Origin of the sequence: Caulobacter sp. FWC2 (assembly GCF_002742625.1) — a bacterium.
GTDB lineage: Bacteria > Pseudomonadota > Alphaproteobacteria > Caulobacterales > Caulobacteraceae > Caulobacter.
The window spans coordinates 5,007,741-5,030,493 of the sequence record NZ_PEBF01000001.1 but is presented as its reverse complement, the minus strand read 5'-3'; the positions used below and the strand labels follow the sequence as shown (position 1 = coordinate 5,030,493).

The 22,753-nt window shown below is 69.9% G+C and carries 21 protein-coding genes and 1 riboswitch; of the genes, 8 read left to right on the top strand and 13 right to left on the bottom strand.

Translation table 11 applies throughout. The features are described from left to right. Positions 1-37: 37 nt before the first annotated feature. Positions 38-1,354 (top strand): MFS transporter, encoded by a 1,317-nt coding sequence (locus CSW62_RS23735; RefSeq protein ID WP_099581932.1) that lies wholly within the window; start codon positions 38-40, stop codon positions 1,352-1,354. A gap of 37 nt (positions 1,355-1,391) precedes the next feature. Then, a complete protein-coding gene (locus tag CSW62_RS23730) occupies positions 1,392-2,606 on the top strand; it encodes a DUF418 domain-containing protein (RefSeq protein WP_099581931.1) in 1,215 nt (404 codons plus the stop codon). Here CSW62_RS23730 and CSW62_RS23725 read toward each other — a convergent pair. From CSW62_RS23725 to CSW62_RS23695, 7 genes are all read right to left on the bottom strand, one after another. Continuing rightward, entirely contained in the window at positions 2,573-3,340 is a 768-nt protein-coding gene (locus CSW62_RS23725) for a dienelactone hydrolase family protein (RefSeq protein ID WP_099581930.1), read from the bottom strand. The genes CSW62_RS23730 and CSW62_RS23725 overlap by 34 nt on opposite strands. A gap of 17 nt (positions 3,341-3,357) precedes the next feature. Then, positions 3,358-4,947 carry a bifunctional phosphoribosylaminoimidazolecarboxamide formyltransferase/IMP cyclohydrolase gene (purH, locus tag CSW62_RS23720; RefSeq protein WP_099581929.1) on the bottom strand — a complete coding sequence of 530 codons (1,590 nt, stop codon included), beginning with the start codon at positions 4,945-4,947 and terminating at the stop codon, positions 3,358-3,360. Between the two features lie 26 nt (positions 4,948-4,973). Beyond that, a riboswitch (ZMP/ZTP riboswitch) is annotated at positions 4,974-5,132 on the bottom strand. 1,534 nt (positions 5,133-6,666) lie between these two features. Next, positions 6,667-7,161, bottom strand: a complete 495-nt coding sequence (locus CSW62_RS23715) for a hypothetical protein (protein ID WP_099581928.1) — start codon at positions 7,159-7,161, stop codon at positions 6,667-6,669. 198 nt (positions 7,162-7,359) lie between these two features. Then, a complete protein-coding gene (locus tag CSW62_RS23710) occupies positions 7,360-7,644 on the bottom strand; it encodes a hypothetical protein (protein WP_099581927.1) in 285 nt (94 codons plus the stop codon). Positions 7,645-7,649: 5 nt separating this feature from the next. Next, a complete protein-coding gene (locus CSW62_RS23705; RefSeq protein ID WP_099581926.1) occupies positions 7,650-9,377 on the bottom strand; it encodes a heparinase II/III family protein in 1,728 nt (575 codons plus the stop codon). Positions 9,378-9,386: 9 nt separating this feature from the next. Beyond that, positions 9,387-10,046: a ribulose-phosphate 3-epimerase gene (rpe, locus tag CSW62_RS23700; RefSeq protein WP_099581925.1), complete on the bottom strand. Its 660-nt coding sequence runs from the start codon at positions 10,044-10,046 to the stop codon at positions 9,387-9,389. Between the two features lie 39 nt (positions 10,047-10,085). After that, positions 10,086-11,372, bottom strand: a complete 1,287-nt coding sequence (locus tag CSW62_RS23695) for an RsmB/NOP family class I SAM-dependent RNA methyltransferase (protein WP_099582442.1) — start codon at positions 11,370-11,372, stop codon at positions 10,086-10,088. 91 nt (positions 11,373-11,463) lie between these two features. Between CSW62_RS23695 and CSW62_RS23690 the strand changes: the two genes are divergently transcribed. The 3 genes from CSW62_RS23690 to CSW62_RS23680 all read left to right on the top strand — a co-directional run bounded on the left by CSW62_RS23690 (position 11,464) and on the right by CSW62_RS23680 (position 15,276). Beyond that, on the top strand, positions 11,464-11,709 hold the full coding sequence (locus CSW62_RS23690) for a DUF1674 domain-containing protein (RefSeq protein WP_099581924.1): 246 nt from the start codon (positions 11,464-11,466) through the stop codon (positions 11,707-11,709). A gap of 38 nt (positions 11,710-11,747) precedes the next feature. Next, a complete protein-coding gene (locus CSW62_RS23685; protein WP_199170682.1) occupies positions 11,748-12,179 on the top strand; it encodes an ester cyclase in 432 nt (143 codons plus the stop codon). Between the two features lie 88 nt (positions 12,180-12,267). After that, entirely contained in the window at positions 12,268-15,276 is a 3,009-nt protein-coding gene (locus tag CSW62_RS23680; protein ID WP_099581923.1) for a DUF2339 domain-containing protein, read from the top strand. 7 nt (positions 15,277-15,283) lie between these two features. Here CSW62_RS23680 and CSW62_RS23675 read toward each other — a convergent pair whose 3' ends face one another. Continuing rightward, a complete protein-coding gene (locus tag CSW62_RS23675) occupies positions 15,284-15,700 on the bottom strand; it encodes a DUF1801 domain-containing protein (protein WP_099581922.1) in 417 nt (138 codons plus the stop codon). Positions 15,701-15,821: 121 nt separating this feature from the next. On the opposite strand from CSW62_RS23675, the gene ggt reads away from it, so the two are divergent. After that, complete coding sequence (gene ggt, locus CSW62_RS23670; protein ID WP_369827532.1) at positions 15,822-17,495, top strand: gamma-glutamyltransferase; 1,674 nt, start codon at positions 15,822-15,824, stop codon at positions 17,493-17,495. On the opposite strand, the gene CSW62_RS23665 is transcribed toward ggt, so the two are convergent. Together CSW62_RS23665 and pyrF are read right to left on the bottom strand one after the other, a co-directional pair. After that, entirely contained in the window at positions 17,496-17,819 is a 324-nt protein-coding gene (locus tag CSW62_RS23665; protein ID WP_099581920.1) for a low molecular weight protein tyrosine phosphatase family protein, read from the bottom strand. Positions 17,820-17,823: 4 nt separating this feature from the next. Next, positions 17,824-18,525, bottom strand: a complete 702-nt coding sequence (pyrF, locus tag CSW62_RS23660) for an orotidine-5'-phosphate decarboxylase (protein WP_099581919.1) — start codon at positions 18,523-18,525, stop codon at positions 17,824-17,826. A gap of 84 nt (positions 18,526-18,609) precedes the next feature. Between pyrF and CSW62_RS23655 the strand changes: the two genes are divergently transcribed. After that, positions 18,610-19,305 carry a MarC family protein gene (locus CSW62_RS23655; RefSeq protein ID WP_099581918.1) on the top strand — a complete coding sequence of 232 codons (696 nt, stop codon included), beginning with the start codon at positions 18,610-18,612 and terminating at the stop codon, positions 19,303-19,305. 46 nt (positions 19,306-19,351) lie between these two features. After that, complete coding sequence (locus CSW62_RS23650) at positions 19,352-20,608, top strand: UbiH/UbiF/VisC/COQ6 family ubiquinone biosynthesis hydroxylase (RefSeq protein WP_099581917.1); 1,257 nt, start codon at positions 19,352-19,354, stop codon at positions 20,606-20,608. A gap of 132 nt (positions 20,609-20,740) precedes the next feature. Here CSW62_RS23650 and CSW62_RS23640 read toward each other — a convergent pair whose 3' ends face one another. The 3 genes from CSW62_RS23640 to CSW62_RS23630 all read right to left on the bottom strand — a co-directional run bounded on the left by CSW62_RS23640 (position 20,741) and on the right by CSW62_RS23630 (position 22,626). Continuing rightward, on the bottom strand, positions 20,741-20,956 hold the full coding sequence (locus tag CSW62_RS23640) for a Trm112 family protein (RefSeq protein WP_099581916.1): 216 nt from the start codon (positions 20,954-20,956) through the stop codon (positions 20,741-20,743). A gap of 25 nt (positions 20,957-20,981) precedes the next feature. Next, positions 20,982-21,662: an LON peptidase substrate-binding domain-containing protein gene (locus CSW62_RS23635; RefSeq protein WP_099581915.1), complete on the bottom strand. Its 681-nt coding sequence runs from the start codon at positions 21,660-21,662 to the stop codon at positions 20,982-20,984. Positions 21,663-21,729: 67 nt separating this feature from the next. Then, entirely contained in the window at positions 21,730-22,626 is an 897-nt protein-coding gene (locus tag CSW62_RS23630; protein WP_099581914.1) for a co-chaperone YbbN, read from the bottom strand. Positions 22,627-22,753 lie beyond the last annotated feature (127 nt).

Genomic DNA, 22,753 nt, shown 5'->3' with positions numbered 1-22,753 from the left:
CCCTTACGAGGGAGGGATGGGTGAGGGAGCGTAGAGCATGGACCAGGGCAATCGCCGGCGCGTCGCGTGGACGCTCTACGAATGGGCGCAGCAGCCCTATTGGGCGCTGATCGCGACCTTCATCTTCACGCCCTATTTCGCCTCGGGTTTCGTCGGCGACGCGGTGCGTGGGCAGAGCCTGCTGGGTTATGCCGGCGTCGTCTCGGGCCTGGCCATCGCGGTCCTCAGCCCGTTGCTGGGCGCGACGCTGGACGCGCGGCGCAATCCGCGCACTTGGCTGGTGGGCCTTGCCTTTCCGTTCGTACTGGCCAGCCTGGGCCTCTGGCTGGCGCTTCCGGGCGAAACGTCACGCATCCCGCTGATCCTGGCCTGTCTGGTCATGGGCAGCGTAGCGGCCGAGCTGGGCGTGACGGTGATGAACGCTCTGCTGCCGGTGGTGGCCAAGCCCGGCCAGGTCGGACGGCTGTCCGGTACCGCCTGGGCCCTGGCCTATGTGGGGGCGCTGGTCACCCTGTTCATCGTGCTCCTCTGCTTCTCGCTGCCAGAGGTTCCGATGCTGGGTCTGTCGAAGGCTTTGCATGAGCCGGATCGCATCGTCGGGCCGCTGGTGGCCGTGTGGTTCCTCGCCTTCGCCTGGCCGCTGATGCTGATAGCGCCCAAACCGTCCGGAGGGGCGGGCGACAAGCCGCTGGCCGAGCTGTGGGCGACGATCCGCAGCCTGCCCAGCCGGCCGCACATGCTGAAGTTCCTGATCGGCCGCATGCTGCTCGGCGACGGCATTTCCAGCTTCATCGCCTTCGGCGGCGTGCTGGCGGCGGGGTTGTTCGGCTGGACGACGACGCAGTTGGGCGTCTACGCGATCATGCTGTCGGTCGCCGCCGGGATCGGCACCTTCATCGGCGGGCGGGTCGACCAGAAGATTGGCTCGAAGGCCACCGTGCTGATCGCCACCGGGGTGATCCTGTTCGGCGCCACGGGCGTCGGGATGGTCGGCAAGGAGACGCTCTTCTTCTTTATCTCTGTGGCCCCCGCCAAGGCCGGCGCCTTGTTCGCCAGCCTGCCCGAGCGAATGTTCCTGTTCTTCAGCCTGTTCGTCGGCCTGACGTTCGGGCCGGCGCAGTCCAGCCTCCGCGCCTGGATGGCCGAACTTGCGCCGGCAGGCGAGAGCGGGCGGTGGTTCGGCCTCTATGCGCTGTCGGGCAAGGCCACGGCGTTCCTGGCCCCGCTGGTCATCGCCGTCGGCACCCGCCTGGCTGGCGACCAGCGGATCGCCGTCGTGGTCTCGGCGAGCTTCATGGCGCTGGGCGCGCTCGTTCTGGCGAGCGCTCCCAGACGCGCGCCAGTTGCCGACTGACGCGGAACACGGCAGGCTCCTTTCCGAGGGGGAGCTCATGACCAAGGATCGCATCGTTCTGCTCGATTCGCTGAGGGGTCTCGGCGTGCTGGGCATCCTGCTGTGCAACATGCCGGACTTCGCGGTGGCTCCGCCGCTGTCGGAGTCGGTGGTCAACTGGCCGCACGGGACCGGCCCGGCCACGCTGGGCGTCTGGGCCGTCACCCAGTGGCTGTTCCAGCGCAAGTTCGTCACCCTGTTCGCCATGCTGTTCGGCGTCTCGATCTTCCTGGTCGGCGGCGAGCGGTCGGACCTGGAGCGCGGCGCGATCCTGAGGAAGCGCCTCTCCTGGATGGTCGTCTTCGGCCTGCTGCACGGCTTCGCCATCTGGTTCGGCGACGTGCTGCTGAGCTATGCCCTGGCCGGCTTCGCGGTGCTGCTGTGCCGGTCCTGGACGCCGAAGAAGCTGCTGCGCACGGGGATCATCATCTGGACCGTCATGTCGCTGCTGATGGTCGCCGGCATGACCGCCGCCGTCGTGTTTCAGCAGGATGGAGGCCAGGCCACGCTGGAGACCGCAAAGGCCGTCGCCAAGTCCCGGGCCGCCGAGCTGCAATATGGCGGGACCTTCCTGCAGTCGCTGATCCAGAACGCCAGGGACCGGCTGGGCTACCTGGCCGGCGAGCCGTTCATCTTCGTGATGACCTCGGCCCTGATGATGATCGGCCTGGGCTGTTTCAAGCTGGGCGTGCTGACCGGCGAGGCGAGCAAGCGGACCTATGTGACCCTGGTCGCCATCGGCCTGACCGCCTCGGCGGTGGTTGGCGGCATGGTGGTGGCCCAGGTCGTGCTGGGCCTGCCCCGGCCGCTGTCGACGATCTTCCAGGCCGTGCAGTGGACGACCGCGCCGCTGACGACCCTGGCCTATGTCGGCCTGATGGTCTTCGCCGCCCGGTCGAAGGGCGCGTGGAGCGCGATCCCGAGGGTCCTGGCCCCGGTCGGGCAGATGGCGTTCACCAACTATCTGACCCAGTCCTTGATCATGACCTCCATCTTCTACGGCGGTCGGGGCCTGGCCCTGCACGGCAAGGTCGACCGGCCGGTGCTGGCGGCCCTGACCGTTGCGACCTGGATCGTCCAGATCCTGTGGTCGCGCTGGTGGATGGACCGGTTCGAGATGGGGCCGCTGGAGTGGGTCTGGCGGCGTCTCTATCGCGGTCCGACCCGCCTGCGCCGCGTTCAGCCGCAGGCCGTCAGCGCCCTGGTGAAATAGCTCTGCATCTCCTGGAACAGGTCGGGCCGGTAGCGGGCCCGGGGGTCATTGGCCTTGTCGTCGTCGAAGGCGTGGGTGGCGTCGTCGAACATCACGCGATCCACGCTGAGACCGTCCTGGGCCAGGCGGTCCAGCGCCCGGGCCGGCAGCTTCCAGCCGACCACGGCGTCCTTGCCGGCCAGCACCGACCAGACCGGCGGCGCCCCCCAAAGAGCCCAAGAGTCTCCCCAGCCGCGCCGTGAGGTCAGGGAGGGGTAGCCGGCATAGGGGTAAACCAGCAGCGCCCCCCGCACCCGCTGTCGCAACCGGACCGGATCGGCGTCGGCCAGCTTCGTCGCCCGCGCCGCGTTGTCGCCGATCGCGTAGCTGTCCATGATCGTCCAGCCGCCATGGCTCCAGCCGGCCAGGAAGACGCGCTCGGGATCGGCCCAGCTCTGCGTCTCCAGCCAGGCCAGCATGGCGAAGACGTCGGCCGCGCGGGTGATGCCGCGCAGCGCCACGCCAGTGCAGACGAACAGCTTGGCGTCCAGCGAGGACATGCCGCGCGGTTTCAAGCTGTCGACCACGACCGCCGCCCAGCCCGCCGCCACGGCGGCCCGGGCGTAGGCCTCGAGGAACGGCGTCTTGCCGCCGCAGCCGTGCAGGATCAGCGCCACCGGAAACGGTCCCGGACCCGCGGGCTTGAACACCCGCGAGTGCTTGGCGACCTTCTCGCCCCACGCGGCGCTGTCCATCAAAGCCTCATCAGCGATTAGTGCCGGAACACTCGCACGCCCGTGAAGGCCATAGTGAGGCCAAGCTTGTCGGCCGCCTCGATCACTTCGCCATCGCGCATCGAGCCGCCCGGCTGGATGATCGCCGTCGCACCGGCTTCCGCCGCCTGGATCAGGCCGTCGGCGAACGGGAAGAAGGCTTCCGAGGCGCAGGCGCAGCCCGAGAGGTCCAGGCCAAAATCGGCGGCGCGCAACGCCGCGATCCGGGCCGAGTCCTTGCGGTTCATCTGGCCGGCGCCGACGCCCAGGGTCTGGCCGGCGCGGGCATAGACGATGGCATTGGACTTGACGTGCTTGCCGACCGTGAAGGCGAACAGCATGTCGCGCACTTCCTCGTCGGTCGGCTGACGCTTCGTGACGATCTTCAGGTCCGAGGCCTTGATGCGCGCGTCATCCCGCGACTGCACCAGGAAGCCGCCAGCCACGCTCTTGAACGTGTCGCCGGTCGACAGCGGGTCGGGCAGGCCGCCGGTGACCAGCAGGCGCAGGTTCTTCTTGGCCGCGAACACGGCGATGGCGTCGTCGTCGGCCTCGGGGGCGATCACCACCTCGGTGAAGATCTCGACCATGGCTTCCGCCGCCTCGCGGGTCAGGCGCGAGTTCACCGCCACGATGCCGCCGAAGGCCGAGGTCGGGTCGCAGGCCAGGGCCCGCTCATAGGCCTCGCGCTGGCTGCCGCCCACCGCTACGCCGCAGGGATTGGCGTGCTTGATGATCGCCACGGCCGGACCCTGGGCCGGGTCGAACTCGGCGATCAGCTCGAAGGCCGCGTCGGTGTCGTTGATGTTGTTGTAGCTGAGCTCCTTGCCCTGCAGCTGGGTCGCCGTGGCCACCCCGACGCGCGGGTTCGGGAAGGCGTAGAAGGCCGCCTTCTGGTGCGGGTTCTCGCCATAGCGCATGGTCTGGCGCAGCTCGCCGGCGATGGCCTTGCGGGCCGGGAAGTCCTGGCCGAGCGCGGCCGCGAACCAGGCCGAGATCGCCGCGTCATAGGCCGCCGTGCGGGCATAGGCGCGGGCCGCCAGCCGCTGGCGCAGCTCGAGCGTCGTCCCGCCGGCCTTCAGGGCCTCCAGCACTTCGGCCAGGTCCGCCGGGTCGGTGCAGACGGCGACATAGCCGTGGTTCTTGGCCGCCGAGCGGATCATGGCCGGGCCGCCGATGTCGATGTTCTCGACGCACTCGGCATAGCTGCCGCCCTTCGCGACAGTCGCCTCGAACGGATAGAGGTTCACATACAGGATATCGATGCCGCCGATGCCGTGGTCGGCCATGGCCTTGGCGTGATCGGCCGCGTCGCGCACGCCCAGCAGACCGCCATGCACCACCGGGTGCAGGGTCTTGACCCGGCCGTCCATCATTTCGGGGAAGCCCGTCAGGTCCGAGACGTCCTTGACCGGGATCCCGGCCGCGGCGATCGCGGCCTTGGTGCCGCCGGTCGAGACCAGCTCGACGCCGGCGGCGTGCAGCACCTGGGCGGCTTCCACGAGGCCGGTCTTGTCGGAGACCGACAGCAGGGCGCGCTTGGGGGCGACGAGATCGGGGGCGGACGGATAATCGGGCGCTGCGGGCACGGCGGACTCCTCTGGTGTGGTTCAGAAATTGGAGCCCAGGCGCGCGGCGGCTTGCGAGCAGCAAAAGTGGACGCCGGTTTTGCGTCCGCTCGCAAGCTCTCAAAGAACGCACCTTTCTAATGAAAGGTGCGCGGTTCACGCTCCCCGGTGGTTTCCCACCTTCAACGCCAGTCACGCGAACGGGCGGAAAATACGGGGGCGGGCGGGGGAGTCAATGCGTGGCGCTGACCCCCTCCACCGGCTCCGCCGGTCCCCCTCCCCCAACAGGGGAGGAGAGACAAAGCCCGGCGCGGGAGAGGCGGCTCTCTTCTCCGCCCCGCTTGGGGGCGGACAGACCTGCGTGAGCAGGTCAGGTGGGGGCCAGTGCTGAGTCGGCACGGCTTGGCGGCTTCACGCGGCGCAGGCCGCTGAAGGCATGTGGGGAGGCGACGGAGCGGCCGGGCGAACCCGGGGACCGTAGGGTTTGTTTGTGTTTCGGCTCGCAGACCGCTCCGCCAGGTTGTTCTTGCCCGTGAGGATGGGGGGCGTGAGCGTATTTCAGCTCGGGACCCCATTTGCCCCCGGACGGGCGCGGACCAAGTCGATCGGCTACATCCGTCTCGACCCCGACGATCCACGATAGGCGGCTTGTACGATCACCGCCCTGTCGCTCCGCTGATGGTTTTGATCCCGGACGGCGCCGTCACCCGCGTGCGCTCCTAAAGAGTAAGCGACGTGGCGTGATGGCTCCGCCGGGAACCGCCAGCGGCCCCGCTCAACCTACCCCCGCCGCCGTTTTGGGCCGGATCCAAACGCCCTCCCCCGCGACGGGGACAGCTCTGAGTATCGGGGCGGATTCAACGCCGATGATGCAGGGGCGCGAAAAAGTTGGAAGTGGCTGATTTCGTGGGGTTCGGTGGAGCGAACGCCGGGGATAGAGCGTGCTCAATCCCCTCTCTCTTTGAGAGAGGGAGGGGCCCACGCCTGCGGCGTGGGAGGGTGAGAGGTTACACCCTCTCCGGACAAGGCACTGACGAAACGCGCGGCGGAACGGTCCAGGCTTCCCCGGCCACCGGTGAAACCTCTCACCCTCCCACCGCTACGCGGCGGGCCCCTCCCTCTCTCAAAGAGAGAGGGTTTCCGGTGCGTGCGCGACCTCTTCCCGTCCAAACCGCCCTTCCGCCCCGGAAGAGCGCCCCCCCTTACATCTCACGGCGAGACGATCGCAGGGCTGTCCAGGTCACTCAAGGACCGGTCTGCGACCGGCCGCGCGCGGCGGCGAAGCCGTCCTTGACTGACCTGGACAGCCCTGCACGCTGCAGCCTCCAAGAGATTTAAGGAGGGCTCCGACCGTGGGGCGCGCGCCGAAGGCCGATATGGCGCCGACCGGTCGACCGCTGGGTTGGTCCCCAGCGGTCTTCTGCGTCGGTGTTACAGGGGCTGAGGCGGCTTCGGACGTCGGTACCAGCGGCGAGGGCGACGCTTATGACGACACACGTCCTCCTCCAGGCCCTCACGGACGCGGCGGTACTGACGGACGCTAACGGTATAGTCGCGGGGGGTCATTTCCATGCGGGATGCTCCTTGCATGGGTTGTCAAAATGACCAGGGCGTGCGAGCTTCTTGCCCTCTGACCGGCTTTGGAAGTCGCCGTTTCCCGGCCTCATTCAATGCACGAGCGGCCCTCGTCTCTGACGTGGGCCGTTTTCGTTTCTGGCGTCTTCAGCGCTTCGCTGGGCGTCATGCAATCGAATCGTCGTCTTCCGTTGTCGGCTCCGAGAAGTCGAGCGCTGTGCCTTCGTCATCGCCATCGTCATCGTCTTCAAGGACGATATTTTCCTCAGCCAAGGTCCAGCCTCGTCGTCCGTGGGAGCGGAATAGCGGCGAATGGTGCAGCATTGCACTGAGGTTACTCTTCGGCTCGGCACCGCCGATTTTCGCACCCAGAGGCTCAATGATTTCGTAGATTTCGGCGGTCCGTGTCGGGGCTCGTCGCCCCTTAATGGCCTCTGCTGCCAACGAAAGGGCGTGTTCGCGATCCTTATTGATCGGTCGGTTGATCTTTTTCGGCTCAAGCGATGGGGCGAATTGTGACCGCATCGGGGGGACGTATGTCGGGTCAGCTCTATAGAGAGAGATGAGCAACCTGAGCTGACTTTCCTTCATCTCGAGCTGCATCTTTGCCAACCCGATACTGGCCAACTCATTCTCTGCAGCAAGGATGAAGTCGTTCATGGGAGAATCCCTCGTGTGCAAGCACGATGGCGCCTCTCTCGCGTGGGGGCAATCCCCTCCCACATGTGCTCGTGTTGTTCTTTGTGGTGTGTGGTGTGTGGGCCAATCACGATCGTGAGAGCATAGCTGCTGTTCGGCCTTGGGCTGGTCGACCACCGTTCATCAGGCGGCTCATCCGACAACAGCCACTAAAGCCCGCTAAACCCCAACCCTCTCCCGCACCGCCCGAAACACCATCGCCATCTCGATATGCGTGTGCACGTACCCCCGCTCGAACAGGTACGTCAGCATCCGGTCGTAGGCGTCGTCATAGTCCCCCGCCGCCACGCTCCCCGGCTCCCGCGCCTCCCGCGCCAGCACCGCCAGGATCTCCGGCGCGTCCGCCGTTAGGGCGTCAAAAACCTCGGACACCTCGTCGGCCGTGTATTCCGGCGCCTGCCGCGCCCGGCCCGGGTCCAGCGGCGGCCTTCGGTCGAAGCCCATCGGCGCTACCCCTCCGCCCGGGTCAGTTTCCAGCGGATCTTGGCCCCGACTTCCGGGCGCACCTGGCTCTTCAGCACGATCTGGCCGGCCTTGCGGGCCAGGCCGTGGTCGAAGTGGGCGGTGGGGGCGATCTCGACGTCGACGGCGTCGTTTCGCAGCCACCAGCCGATGTTGCTGGGTCCCCGGATCAGCACGCTCTTGCCGTCGCGGGCGATCGAGGCGCGGGCCTCGGGGTGCAGGTGGAAGCGCACCGCGAACGGCAGGTAGCGGCGCGGGCCATTGGGGTCGGCGGGGCCGGCGAAGGGGGTCAGGCTGTCCTCGCCGCGCAGCTCGTCATTGACCGCGTCGAGGAACAGGCGGCGGGCGTGCTGCAGGCCCACATGGCGCCAGCCGTCGTGGACGATGTCCAGCCACACCCCGCCGACGTCGTCGTGGCGCTTGGCCTCGACCTGCAGGGCGCCGTCGACCAGCCAGGGACCCAGGGCCTTGGCGCGGAAGCCCGACAGCGGCCGGCCGGCCGAGCCGTCGCCGACCGAGACGGTCGAGGCTGCGTCGGACAGGCGGAAGGCGTTGGCGCCGGTGGCCTCGGGGCTCCAGCCGCAGCTGGTGATCAGGCGGTCCTTGGCGCAGACGATCTCGACGGCGGCCGGCTGGGCGCAGGCCGCGACGCTCAAGGGGCCGGCCGGGGGCGGGCCACAGTCTGCGATCAGCTCGATGCTGCCGCCGATCATCTTGTGATAGCCGCTGTGCGGGGCGGCGTTCAGCGGGCGCGGGCCGGCGTCGTCGTGGGCCAGGGCGGCGGCGATGCGTGGCTGGGCGATCGCCTCGCCGCCATGGAAGGCCGCCAGGTGCCCGTCGCCCAGCGTGAAGAACCGCGCGGCGCTCGACAGGCGGTCGATGGCCCGCGAGAGGGCCTCGGGGCTGGGCCGGCCGCGCTGGCCCAGGGCGTCGTCCAGGGTCAAGAGGTCGAACAAGAGCTCGACCCCGGCCTCGGGCGAGCGCGTGGCGTGGCCGCCGTCGGCCAGCACCATCCTGTCGAGGTGGCGCAGCAGGGCCTTGAGGCCCTTGTCGATCAGCCGCTCGCCCGGTTTGCCGGCCAGGACGCAGCCGGCCAGCGTGGCGACGGCGGCGCGCTCCAGGATGCGGGCGGGGGCGGCGGTGATCTCGACCAGGTGGCGGGCCTGGCGGGCCAGGTCGCGGGTCAGGTCGGCGATCTCGGCGTCGCTGCCCTCGGCGGCCAGGGTCTTGGCGGCGCAGGCCAGGTGGAAGACCCGGCGCTCCAGGCACTCGGGGCTCCACGAGAAGGCGTTCCACTTGCCGAACACCCGCCGCCAGTCGTCGATCAGCCGCAGGGAGCGGCGGGCGCCGTCCGAGCCGGCGGCGGCCAGGTCCGGCAGCCAGTCGAACCGGTGCAGGCTGACGGCGAAGCGGCGCGAGGGGCTGGCGGTGTCGAACGGGTCGCCGTCGGGACCCAGGCGCAGGGCGCCGCCGTCCAGGGTCAGGGTTCCGGCCAGGATCTTCTTGCCATGCTCGGGATCGACCGGACGCGGCTCATGCGGCCGGGCGGAGAGGCCTTCGGGGCGCGGGAAGGCGATCAGCAGGCGATGCGGGCCCGAGCCGTACCACTCGCGGGCGACGTGGCCGGACAGCTCGGCGCCGATGGCCTCCCATAGGACGCCGCCGCGTCTAGACGCGGGGAACTTCGAGCCGCTGGCGGAACGCTTGACGGCCATCGCTTGGGGTCAGCCGCCCTTCAGCGCGCGGATGTTGTCGGCATAGGTGGCTGGACCGCCCTTGAACACCGCCGAGCCGGCGACCAGGGCGGTGGCGCCCGCCGCGACGCATTGCGGGGCGGTCGCCGGGGTCACGCCGCCGTCGACCTCGATGATGATGTCGAGACCGGCCTTGTCCACGAGCTTGCGCAGGGCCTCGACCTTGCGCAGCTGGCCGGGGATGAAGCTCTGGCCGCCGAAGCCGGGATTGACCGACATGACCAGCAGCAGGTCGACGTCCTCCAGGATCCACTCGACGTGGTCCAGGCCGGTCGACGGGTTGAACACCACCCCGGCCTTGGCCCCCAGCTCGCGGATGTGCTTGAGCGAACGGTGCAGGTGCGGACCGGCCTCGGGATGGATGCTGATCAGGTCGGCCCCGGCGGCGCGGAACGCTTCCAGGTATGGGTCCGCCGGGCTGATCATCAGGTGCACGTCGAACGGGATCTTGGCGTGCGGCCGGATGGCTTTGACGATGTCGGGGCCGAGCGTGATGTTGGGCACGAAATGGCCGTCCATCACGTCGACATGGACCCAGTCGGCGCCGGCCGCCTCGATGGCGGCGACTTCCTCGCCCAGCTTGGCGAAGTCGGAGGCGAGGATCGAGGGGGCGATAAGCGGCGCGGTCATGGTCCTGGGATAACCGTCCCAGGTTAATCTGTCATCCGCCTAGGCTGTCGCCTTACGAAACCGCGCGGCAAAGAAGCCGTCCTGGCCGCCGTCGCGCTGATGCGGCAGCAGGCGCAGGGTCCCGCGCGCGGTCAGGCTGGCCTCGGGAGACCCGCCTTCGCCGGCGGTGATCGGCTCCAGCGCCATGTCCTTGCGGCGCGCCAGGAAGGCCTCGACCTGGGCCTCGCCCTCTTCCGGCTCGAGCGAGCACACGGTGTAGACGAGGCGGCCGCCGGGCTTGAGGCGGTCGGCGGCGCTGTCGAGGATCTTCGACTGCACGCCGGCCAGGCTGGCCACGTCGCCGGGGCGGGCGGCCCACAGCACGTCCGGATGGCGGCGGAAGGTGCCGGTGGCGCTGCAAGGGGCGTCCAGCAGAATGGCGTCGAAGGTGCGCGCGTCCTCCCAGGCGGCCGCGTCGGCGGCGACGATCTCGGCGGTCAGGCCCATGCGCTCCAGGTTCTCGGCGACACGCTTGAGCCTCGCGGCCGAGCGGTCCAGGGCCACGACGCTCGCGCCGGCGGCGGCCAGCTGCAGGGTCTTGCCGCCGGGCGCGGCGCAGAGGTCGAGCACGCTGTCGCCGGCCTTGACGTCCAGCAGGCGGGCGGGGATGGCGGCGGCGGCGTCCTGCACCCACCAGGTCCCGTCCTCGAAGTTCGGCCAGGCGGCGACATCGCCCTTGCGGCGCACGCGCAGGGTTCCGCCGTCGAGGATCTCGGCCTCCAGCGCTTCGGCCAGCACGGCCGCGTCGGCGGAGGGCTTCAGGGAGAGGTCGGTGGCGGGCTCCAGGGCGATCTGACTGGCGATCTCGCGGGCCGTCGCCTCGCCGAACGCGGCCACCCAGCGCGAATAGAGCCAGGGCGGGGCCAGCAAGGTGGGATCGTTGGTCGGCGGCGGATCGCGCAGCAGGCCGCGCAGCACCGCGTTGACCAGCCCCTTGAACGGACGGCTGGCCTTGTTGGCCCCGGCCAGCTCGACCGAGGTGGCCACGGCGGCAAAGGCCGGGACCTCCAGATAGAAGGCCTGGGCCGCACCGAGGCGCAGCAGGTGCATCACCCGGTCCGGCGGGGCCTTCTGCAGCTTGGCGGCCAGGGCGCGGTCGATGGGGCCGAGGTGGCGCAGCACGGCCATGGCCAGGGCGCGCGCGAAGGCCCGCTCACGCGGCTCCAGGAAGCGGAAACCGTTGGCGGAGGCGGCTTCATCGATGCCGCCGCGGCGCGAGAGGGCCGCGTCGATCAGGGTCAGGGCGGCTTCCCGGGCGGGGAGGCCGTCGTTCAGTTCTTGAGTCACCGCCCCGCCGTGCCCCAAAGGCAAGGGCGAGCGCAAGCGTCTTGCGGAAAAATCGCGCGGCGAGACGGACGAAAAATGCTAGAATCCACCCATGTCCGAGCCGTCCAACCCGTCCGCGCCGCCTGAAATCGCCGCTTCCGATCTCCCTGGCGAAGTCCCCGGCGCCGCGCCGGGCAAGGCTCTGAGCCCCGCCGCCCGCCGCGCGCTGGAAGAGGCCGCCGCCCGCCGCGCCGCTGAAGAGGCCGCCGCCCTGCCGCTGGAAAAGGGCGGCCGCGAGGGCCCCGAGCCGACTCGCTTCGGCGACTGGGAGAAGAAGGGCGTGGCGGTCGACTTCTGAGGCTGTCAGGCTCCTCTGAAACAAAGGGAGCGAACGTCTTGGAAGACCTTGCTGAACGCCGCATCCAGGTGGTGCGCGACCACATGGCGCTGGAGTGCGTCCACGACTGGGACGCGGTGATCGCCACTTTCGAGCATCCGCGCTACGAGATGCACGGCGGCGGCGCGGTGTTCGACGGCGAGGCCGCCGTGCGCGGCTATTTCGCCGCCTCGCGCACGCCGTTCCCGGACCAGGGCAACGAGGTCATCGCCATCGCCCACGCCGGCGACACGGTGCTGGTCGAGTTCTGGCTGACCGGCACGCATCTGGGGCCGCTGAAGATCCCCGGCCGCACGGTCGAGCCGACCGGCAAGGCCTTCCGCATCCGCATGGCCGCCAGCTTCGAGTTCGCGTCCGGCAGCGACAAGATCATCTGCGAGCGGCCCTACTACGACCAGTTCGCGGTGCTGCGGGCGCTGGAGCTGGGGTGAGGGCGCGGCCTGCGACTTAAGGTTTCATTGAGCACCGTCCTCGCATACCAAGGCGGGGCCGCTCAATTCGCCGGACGGGACGCACGACATGGAATGGCTTGTGATCCTGGCTCTGGGGGCCTGGATCTATCGACAGGGCCAGCAGATCCGGAAGCTCGAGCGGCGGCTGGACGCCGCCGACGCCGCGCCGCGCGTGGCCCTCGAGCCCGTCCCGCCGCCAGCGGAAACCTCGGCGATCGCCGAGCGGATGGCGGCGCCCCCGCCTGCGCTTGAGCCGAAAGCCGTCCCTGAACCTGTCCAGCCCAGGGTTCCGACACCCGAGCTCGCACAGGCGCCCCGCGTTGCGGCCGCGTCCCTACCGCCACCCAGGATCAACCGCGAGTCGGTCTCCACGTGGCTGTCCGAGAACGGCCTGGCCTGGATCGGCGGCGGCGGTCTGGCGCTGGGCGGCCTGCTGCTGGTGGCCTATGCCGCCCAGCGCGGGCTGTTCATTCCCGAATTCCGCATCGCCCTGGCCGTGATCCTGGGCGCGGCGATGCTGGGCGCCAGCGAGTGGATCCTGCGCCAGGCGCCGTCGGTCGTCGGCGGTCGCCACCTGCTGGCCGCCGCCGTCTCGGCCGGGGCGGGGGCGGTCACCCTGTACGGCGCGATCTGTGCGGCCCACGGGCTCTATCACCTGATCCCTCTAGGCCTAGCCGCCGTTCTGGCCGCCGGCGTCTCGCTGGGCTTGCTGGGCTTGTCACTACGACACGGCGAGCCCCTGGCCCTGGTGGCCATGGTCGGCGCCGTACTGACGCCCGCCTTCACCGGCCTGCCGGACTGGTCGCCGCTGGCCTTGACGGCCTATGCGGGGCTGATCGGCGCGACGGGGTTCTCGATCTCGGCCCTGCGCCTGTGGGGCAAGGCGGGCGGCGCGACGATCGTCGGCCTGCTGCTGCTCAGCGGCGTCCCCTTGGCCCAACACCAGATCCTTCCGGCGGCGATCATCCAGATCCTGGCCGCCGCCGGGCCGTTCGCCGCGACGCTGTGGCGACGCCGCTTCCGGCCCGACGACACGGGGGATCCCGCCGGAAGCGACTTCCAAGGTCTGCCCGCCCTGGCGCTGGTGCTGGCCACCCTGGCGTCGGTCGGCCCCTGGTTCTCGGCCCCGGTCGCGGCGGGACAGATGCCGATCGCCATCCTGGTGTCGGGGTTTCTCATCGTCCTGGCGGCCGCCCTGGCCCTCCGGGACATGATCCGCCCTGGCCTGTTCGCCTTGCCCGTCGGCATGGCGATCCTCTGCCAACTCCTGGCCATGGTCATCGCCGTGCGCGCCCCCGCCTTTGCCGCGCAGCTGCCATGGCTTTACGCCCAGACCGCCTTGATTCCAGCGATCGCGCTCTGGCTGGCGCTGGGCCTCCCCGCCATCGAGCGCACGCGCGTCCTGGCCATCGGCGGCATCGGCGTGGCGATCCTGGCCAGCCTGACCTGGCCGATCCTGCACGCGGCGAAGATCGACCTCGGCTGGGCGCCGGCCGCGGTCCTGGCGGCGGCCCTGTTCGGCGCGGCGGTTCTGATCGCGCGACGGGTCGAACAGGCTTCGACGGACCGAGGCCTGGCGCTATGGCTGGCGGCCGCGGCTGAGATGGCCTTCCTGGCCGTGCACGCCGCCGTCGCGCCGCGCTTCGAGCCCGCCGCCTTCGGCCTGGCCGCCCTCGCCCTGGCCGTCGCCGCCTGGCGTCTGCCCTGGCGAGGCCTGGCCCCCGCCAGCGTGGTGGGCGGCCTGATCGCGTTCATCGCCATGATGCGCCCGGACTTCATCGGCGCGGCCCTGGACGGGCGTCTGCCGCCGGAGACGCTGCTGGCGGTCAGCGCCGTGGAGGCCGGCTTGCTGGCCACATCCTCCGCATTGATCTGGAAGGGCGGCGGCGAGAGCGTCCGCAACGAGGTCGAGGCCCAACGCGCGACCGGCCTGCTGATCGTGCTGCTGGCGCTGTTCGCGGCCCTGCATGTCGTCATGGCGGGACCACGCGATCAGGGCGGCGACGGCCTGCTGGAGGCCTCGCTGCGCACCCTGATGCTGCTGAGCACGGGCCTGCTGCTGGTGCTGCGCCAGCGCCCTGATGACGGTCCGATCACGCGCTGGCGCACGGTGATCGTGGTCAGCCTGGGCGTCGCGCACGGGGTGCTGCTGCAAGGCCTGGTCTGGAACCCCTGGTGGGGCATGGGCGAGGCGCCCGCCGGACCGCCGGTGCTGAACACCCTGCTCCTGTCCTATCTGGCGCCGGCCGGCCTGCTCGCGGCGATCGCCTGGCGGCGGCGGCCGGCGGAGGATCGCTGGACCAAGACGTGGGTCCTGGCCATCCCGCTCTTCGCCCTGCTGTGGGCCGTGCTGGCGCTGCGCCACCTTTTCCACGGCGCGGTGATGAGCCCTGCGCCGATCGGCCGGGCCGAGGGGGCGGCCTATGCGCTCCTCGCCCTGCTCGCCGCTCGTCAACTGAGCGCGCCCAGCCTGGCCGGCCGCGCCGGCGCCGCCTGGCTGGCTCGGGTCGGCCCCGTCTTCGGCTGGCTGGCGCTGATCGTCGCCGGCCTGGTGTTCGGCGTCCGCGCCAGTCCCTGGTGGGGGCCGATGAGCCAGCCGCTGGCTCCGTTCAGCGCGGCGCTGCTGCTGTTTGGCCTCTACGGCCTGGGCGCGGGGGCGATGCTGGGCCTGAGGCGCGCGGACCGACCGTTTGACAGGACCGCCCTGGCGATGGCGGTCGGGACGCTGTTCGTGCTGCTGACCCTGCTGATCCGCTACGTCTTCCACGGCGGCGACATGCACGCGGCCACGGGAAACGCGGGCCTGGAGACCTGGACCTTCTCGGCGCTCTGGGCGGTGTTCGGTCTGGCGGTGCTGGGGCTGGGCGCGGCGCGCAAGGACATCGTCCTGCGCTGGGCGGGCCTGGCGGCCCTGCTGTTCACGGCGGCCAAGGTGGTGGGGTTCGACCTGGCGCGGCTGGAAGGCGTTACGCGCGCGGCCTCGTTCCTGGCCGTCGGCGCGCTGTTCATCGGCGGCGCCCTGCTGGCCCGTCGCCTGAACGCGCGGCGCCGGTCAGCGGAGGATCTGGAGGTCTAAACGCGCTTCACGTCTTCTTCTTCGGCTTGGCCTTGGCCTTGGCCACGTTGAAGGCCACGGCCTCGCGGAACAGCGTCTTGAAAGCCTCGGCCGGGATCTCGGCGCCTTGCGGAAAGTCGATGGCGCGGCGGACATTGCCTTCCAGGCTGGAATTGAACAGCTTGGTCGGGTCGTCCAGCGCCGCGCCGTGGGCGAAGGTCGTCTTGACCACGGCCTTGTAGACCTCGCCGGTGCAGATCAGGCCGTCGTGCGACCAGACCGGCTTGCCCCACTTCCAGTCCTCGACCACGTCCGGATCGGCGTCCAGGATCAGGGCGCGCAGACGGGCCAGGGTCTGGCCGCGCCAGTCGGGTAGCGCGGCGATGGCGCGGTCGATCAGGATGGAGGCGGGAACGCCGACGTCCTCGGGGCGGGTGCTCTTCACGGCGTTTCTCCACAAAGCGCGCCGATCAGCAAAACCAGGGCGAAGAGGCCGTCAAGAACCATTGTTCCGCGAACCGTATCGGCTAGCGTGGTCGTCTCGCCGCCGGAGACACCCCTTGCGCATGATCGCCAAGTTCCTCGCGACCGCCCTGCTGCTGTTCGCGCCCCCCGCTCTCGCCAAGCCGGCCAAGGCGGTTCCGGCGCTTACCGCCGGGGCCGTGGCCTCGCCGGACCGCTATGGGGCGCTGGCGGCGGAGGAGATCCTGAAAGCCGGCGGCAATGCGGTCGACGCGGCGGTGGCGACGGGCTTTGCCCTGGCCGTCACCTATCCCGAGGCCGGCAACCTGGGCGGCGGCGGGTTCATGACGCTGTACGTTAACGGCAAGCCCTACTTCCTCGACTACCGCGAGACGGCCCCGGCGGCGGCCTCGGCCGACATGTACCTGGGCAAGGACGGCGAGCCAGTGGAGGGCCTGTCGCTGTACGGCAACCTCGCGGCCGGCACGCCGGGCACGGTGCGGGGCCTGGCCATGGCCCACAAGCGCTTCGGCAAGCTGCCCTGGGCGCGGGTCCTGGCCCCGGCCATCCGCTACGCCCGCGAGGGTTTCGAAGTGAACGCCCAGTTCGCCGGCATGCTGACGGGCGAGGTTCCGCCGCCGTTCGCCAAGACCAACTTCCGCGCCTATTTCGGTCCCCGGCAGGCCGGGACGATGTTCAAGCAGCCGGAGCTGGCCGCCACGCTGGAGCGGATCGCCAAGGGCGGCGACAAGGCGTTCTATGAGGGCAAGACCGCCGACCTGATCGTCGCCCAGATGGGGCGCGGTTCGGTGAAAGGCCTGATCACCAAGGCCGACCTCGCGGGCTACAAGGCCGTCTGGCGCGCGCCGGTCACCGCCAAGTGGCGCGGCTACGACGTCATCACCGCCCCGCCGCCCAGCTCGGGAGGCGTCGCCCTGATGCAGATGCTGCTGATGAAGCAGGATCTGGCGCCGAAGTTCAAAGGCGTGGGCCTCAATGATCCGCAGTACATCCACCTGCTGGCGGAGATCGAAAAGCGGGTCTATGCCGACCGCGCGGAATATCTGGGCGACCCCGACTTCGTGAAGGTCCCGGTCTCCAACCTGATCGACCCCGCCTATGTCGCCCGGCGCGCGCGCGAGGTCGATCCGGACAAGCCCTCGCCGACCAAGGCGGTGGTCCCGGGCCTGGAGAAGCCGCAGACCACCCACTTCTCGATCGTCGACAAGTGGGGCAACGCCGTCTCCAACACCTATACGCTGAACGGCTGGTTCGGCTCGGGCGTGGTGGTCGAGGGGGCGGGCTTCCTGCTCAACGACGAGATGGACGACTTCTCGGCCAAGCCCGGCGCGCCCAACATGTTCGGCGTGGTCGGCGGGTCGGCCAACGCCATCGCGCCCCACAAGCGGCCCCTGTCATCCATGACGCCCACGATCCTGGTCAAGGACGGCAAGCCGGCCATGGTCATCGGCACGCCGGGCGGCTCGCGGATCTTCACCTGGGTGTTCCAGGTTCTGGCCAATGTCTACGACTACGATCTGACCTTGAAGGCGGCCCAGAAAGCCCCGCGCTTCCACCATCAGCTGCTGCCGGAGAACGTGATCTTCTACGAGCCCTCGGCCCCGCCCTCCGCCGCCCTCAAGACGGCGCTGGAGGCGCGCGGCTACACGTGGGTCGAGGACTTCAGCGGCGACATGGAGGCGATCCAGGTGGTGGGTCGCACGCCCGTGCCGGAGGCGGATCCGCGGGCGCGCGGCGTGGCGCTGGTGGTGAAATAGCTAGCGCCGCAGGAACGGCGGGACCTTGGCCTCCAGGATCCGCACCAGTTCAGGATCCATGAATTCGTAGTCGTCGGGGATACCCAGCACGATCACGCGGGCATTCTTCAGGTGGGGCTTGAAGCGGCGTGACAGCTTGTTGCGATGCGCATGCTCCATGACCAGCACGAGGTTGGCCCATTCCAGGTCCTCGGGCGTCACCGGATTGCCGCAGGTGTCGTCGAGGCCGGCGGAGCTGACCTCGATCCCCGGCCATTTGGCGAACACCTGCTCGGCCGTCGGGCTGCGCAGCTTGTTCTGGCTGCAGACGAAGAGGACGTTCACGTCTTCACAACCCGCTGATCTCCGCCACCACCTTCAGCGCCGCCTCGCGCGGGTCGTTGGCGGCGGTGATCGGGCGGCCGCAGACCAGGTGGCTGGCGCCGGCGCGGATGGCGGCCTCGGGCGTGGCGGCGCGGGCCTGGTCGTTCTTGGCCGACCAGAAGGGGCGCACGCCGGGGGTGACGATCAGGAAGTCCGGGCGCCCGGCCGCGTTGGCGATCTCGCGGGCCAGGGCGGCTTCGTGGGGGCTGGAGACGATGCCGTCGACCCCGCATTCGACCGCCTGGCGCACCCGGCGCTCGACCAGGTCGCGGGCCCCGAAGGCGTAGCCCATCTCGATGAGGTCGGCGTCGGTCAGGCTGGTCAGCACCGTCACCGCCAGGATCTTCAGGCTCGAGTCGCCGCGCGCCTTGACGGCGGCGGTCATCACCTGCGGCTCGGCGTGGACGGTCAGCAGGTCGCAGCCGCTGTGGGCCAGGACGCGCGCCGAGCGCTCCACGGTCGCGCCGATGTCGTGCAGTTTCCAATCGAGGAAGATCGACTTGCCCGAGGCCTTCAGCTCGTGGGCCAGGGCCATGCCGTCGCTGGCCAGCAGCTCCAGGCCGATCTTGTAGAACGACACCGCGTCGCCCAGGCGCTGGACCATGTCGCGGGCGTCGTCGACGGTGGGCAGGTCCAGCGGAACGATCAGGCGCGGATCGGCGGTCATGTCTTTGCCCCCAGGGGTTGGCGCGCGCGATCGTCCGCCCTAGGAAGGGCGCGGATCCGGCGCGTTGAAAGGTAAGGACGTCGAATGACCGAGGCCAAACTCGCCGTCAACTTCTTCGTCGCTCTGTTCGCCCTGATCGACCCGATCGGGAACGTGCCGCTGTTCGCCGCCGCCACCCTGGGCGCGGCCGCGGCGGGCCGGCGGATGGTGGCCGTCTATATCGGCCTGTTCGTCGCCGCCTTCCTGATCTTCTTCTTCTTCACGGGCGTGGGGCTGCTGGCCTTCTTCGGAATCTCGATGCCGGCCTTCCGCATCGCCGGCGGCGTCATCCTGTTCATTCTGGGCCTGGACATGCTGCGCGACGACTTCACCACCATGTTCGCCGACGCGGCCGAGGGCATCGAGGGGCAGTCGGCGCGGGTCTACGCCCAGAAGCGCTTCGAGCGGCTGATCGTGCCGTTCGCCATGCCGCTGCTGATCGGTCCGGGCGCGATCTCGACCGTGATCATCTACGCCGCCGAGGCCAAGCCGTTCGGCTGGGCGGGCCTGGGCCTGGGCGTGGCGGTGATCTCGGCGGTGTCGCTGGTGATGGTGGCGGTGTTCTGGGCCTCGCCGCTGATCAGCAAGGCCTTGGGCCGGATCGGCATGAGCATCGTGGTGCGGGTCCTGGGCCTCATCCTCTGCGCCCTGGCGGTGCAGTTCGTGCTGATCGGCGTGGGCGACGCCACGCGCGGCCTGGTCCGCCAGGACGCCAAGGCCCCCTACGCGGACGCTAAGTAGCCGCGCGGTCTGGACAGCCTCGGTCGCACGCGCCCATATCCCCGCCATGCGCGCTTCCGTCCACGATGCTGACGTCATCATCGCCGGCGCCGGCATGGCCGGCTCCACCCTGGCTCTTGCCTTGGCCTCGGGTGGCCTCCGGCCACTCTTGGTCGACCCCCAGCCGTTCGAGGCCCAGCTGGCTCCGACCTTCGACGGGCGTAGCTCGGCGATCGCCTATTCCAGCTTCCGCCAGTGGCGCGCGATCGGGGCGGGCAAGGCCCTGGCCCCCCACGCCCAGCGCATCGAGCAGATCCTGGTCACGGACGGCCGCACGCCCGGCGCGGCGGCCCGCAAGCCCTCGCCGGCCTTCCTGCGGTTCGACAGCAGCGAGATCTCCGGCCGCATCGACGGCGAGCCGCTGGGCTATCTGATCGAGAACCGCCAGATCCGCGCGGCCCTGTCCCAGGCCGTGATCGACAAGGGCATCCCCGTCATCGCGCCGATGGCGGCCAAGGCCCTGACGGTCGAGGCGGGGGGCGCGAAACTGACCCTGTCGGACGGCCGCGTGCTGTCGGCCCCGCTGGCGGTCAGCGCCGAGGGGCGCGGTTCGGTCCTGCGCCGGGCGGCCGGTATCGGCGAGATCGGCTGGGGCTATGGCCAGTCCGGCGTCGTCTGCACCGTGCGCATGGAGCGCCCGCACGAGGGCGTGGCGCACGAATATTTCCTGCCCAGCGGCCCGTTCGCCATCCTGCCGCTGACCGACAACCGCGCCAGCCTGGTCTGGACCGAGAGCACGGCGCGCGGCGAGGCCCTGCGCAACGCCTCGCCGGAGGCGTTCCACGCCCACCTGATGCGCCGGTTCGGCGAGTTCCTGGGTGCGGTGACGATCGAGGGGCCGACCTTCGTCTATCCGCTGTCGCTGCTGCTGGCCGAGCGAATGACCGCCCCGCGCCTGGCCCTGATCGGCGACGCCGCCCATGGCGTGCACCCGATCGCGGGGCAGGGCTTGAACCTGGGCCTGAAGGACGCCGCAGCTCTGGCGGAAGTGCTGGTCGAGGCGGTGCGCAATGGCGAGGACATCGGCGCCGAGGCGGTGCTGGAGCGCTTCGCCCGCTGGCGCCGGTTCGACACGGTGACCAACGCCCTGGCCTTCGACGCCTTCGTGCGGATCTTCTCGAACGACAATCCGCTGATGCGCGTCGCGCGTGGGGCGGGGATGGCGTTGGTCAATCGGATCGCGCCGGCGCGTCGGTTCTTCATGCACGAGGCCGGCGGCGGCGTGGGCGATCTGCCGAAGCTGCTGCGGGGCGTGAGTCTTTAAAGATCCTCCCCCGCGTCGCGGGGGAGGTGGCCCAGAGGGCCGGAGGGGGCGAGCTGGAACGAGGCCGCATTGGCCCCCTCAGTCACTCCGTGACAGCTCCCCCGCATCGCGGGGGAGCATCTAGAGTCGCCCCTACTCGCTCAGCTCCCGCGCCTCTTCCGGCAGCATGATCGGCACGCCGTCGCGGATCGGATAGGCTAGCTTGGCCGAGCGGCTGATCAGTTCGCCCTTGGCGCGATCATATTCCAGCGTGCCGCGAGTCACGGGGCACACCAGCACTTCCAGCAGGCGCGGGTCGACGTCGATGCCAGAATTCGAAGAAGGGGGGGCGGGGGCGTCTTGGGTCATGGGCTGTGTCTACTGGCCCCTTTGCCTATTGAATAGAGTGCGGTTCGTCATCGTCGCCCGAGGCCGCATCGATCTCCAGCAGCGTCGTCAGGGTCGCCTTGCGTTCGAAGATCGTCTCGGCCTCCAGCAGGGCCTGCTTTTCCATCGGGTCGAAGGGCAGGGCCATGGCCAGGCTGTTGATCAGGGCGTCGGACGGCGCGCTCTCGGCGTCGGTCCAGTCGATGGCCAGGCCCCGGTGGTCGAGATAGCGGCGCAGGGCGCCCAGCAGGCGGTCGATGTCGGCGGCGGTGCGGGCGCCGCTCTGGTCCTCGCGCAGGTCGGATTCATAAGGCGCGAAATCGGCGCGGATCTGGCGATAGGGGGTGCGCACCGGCAGTTCGTCGCCAGTCCTGAATCGGCAGACGCCGGTCAGGGTGACCAGGTAGCGGCCATCGCTGGTCTCGGCGAAGCTGGTCACCCGGCCGGCGCAGCCGACGGGGGCCAGCATGGGCCGATGCGGGTCCTCGGTCTGGCCGGCGGGCGGCGGACGGGTCTGGACCATGCCGATGATCCGCTCGCCCGACATGGCGTCGTCCAGCATGTTCAGATAGCGCGGTTCGAAGATGTTCAGCGGCAAATGCCCGCCGGGCAGCAGCAGGACCCCGTCCAGCGGGAACACCGGGATCACCAGCGGAAGGTCACCGAGCTTTCGGTAGTTCCCCTGCATCCCTTGCTCCTCTTTCCTTCTCGGCTTGGCGGCCGCCGAAACCGGCAGCCACTTTCGGCTGCCAGATTTAGCTGAACAGGATCGACGACAGCTTCCGCCGTCCTTGCTTGGCGACCTCGGAGGTCGGTCCGGCGGCCTCGAACACCGTCAGCAGCTGCTTGCGGGCCGCATCGTCGTTCCAGGCACGGTCGCGGGCGATGATGGCCAGAAGGTGGTCGGCCGCCTCCTGCAGCCGCCCGGTCCCGGCCAGGGCCTTGGCCAGCTCCAGGCGGGCCTCGTGGTCGTCGGGATCGGCGGCCAGCCGCTGTTCGAAGGCGGCGGTCTCGGACGGCGCGTCCTGGGCCAGCGCCAGGGCGGCGCGGGCGGCGTCCAGGTCCGGGTCCTTGGCGTCGGCGGGGGCCATGGCCACGACCTCGGCCGCGCCTTCCATGTCGCCGCCCAGCAGATAGGCGCGCGCTATGCCGCCCAGGGCCTTGATGTTCTCGGGATCGGTCTGCAGGGCCTGGGCGAAGGCCTGGGCCGCGCCGCCGATGTCGCCGATCTCCAACGATTCCTTGCCCAGCGCGATCAGGTCGTCGATGGCGCTGGGGCCGCCCGCGCCGCCCAGCTTCTCGACGAAGGCCTTGACCTGGCTCTCGGGCAGGGCGCCCTGGAACGCGTCAACCGGACGCCCATCCACGAAAGCGTAGACCGTCGGGATGGACTGCACGCGCAGCTGGCCGGCGAAGCCCGGATTGGCGTCGACATCGATCTTGACCAGCTTCACCGCGCCCTTGGCGGCGTTGACGACCTTTTCGAGCGCGGGCGTCAGCTGGCGGCACGGGCCGCACCATGTGGCCCAGAAGTCGACTATGACCGGCTGGGTCTTGGAGGCCTCGATCACGTCGGCCATGAAGCTGGCGTCCGTACCGTCCTTGATGTGCTCGCTCGTGGTGGAGGTCGCGGGCTTCTCGCCGATCAGCATCGGTGTCTCTCGTGTACTCAAGGTGGGAACGCTCGAAGCCGCAAGATGGTCCTTCAAGGGGCGAGGCGCAATGTCTTGGTCGCACGATCCATTACCCGCTCATCCCCGCGAAAGCGGGGACCCAAAC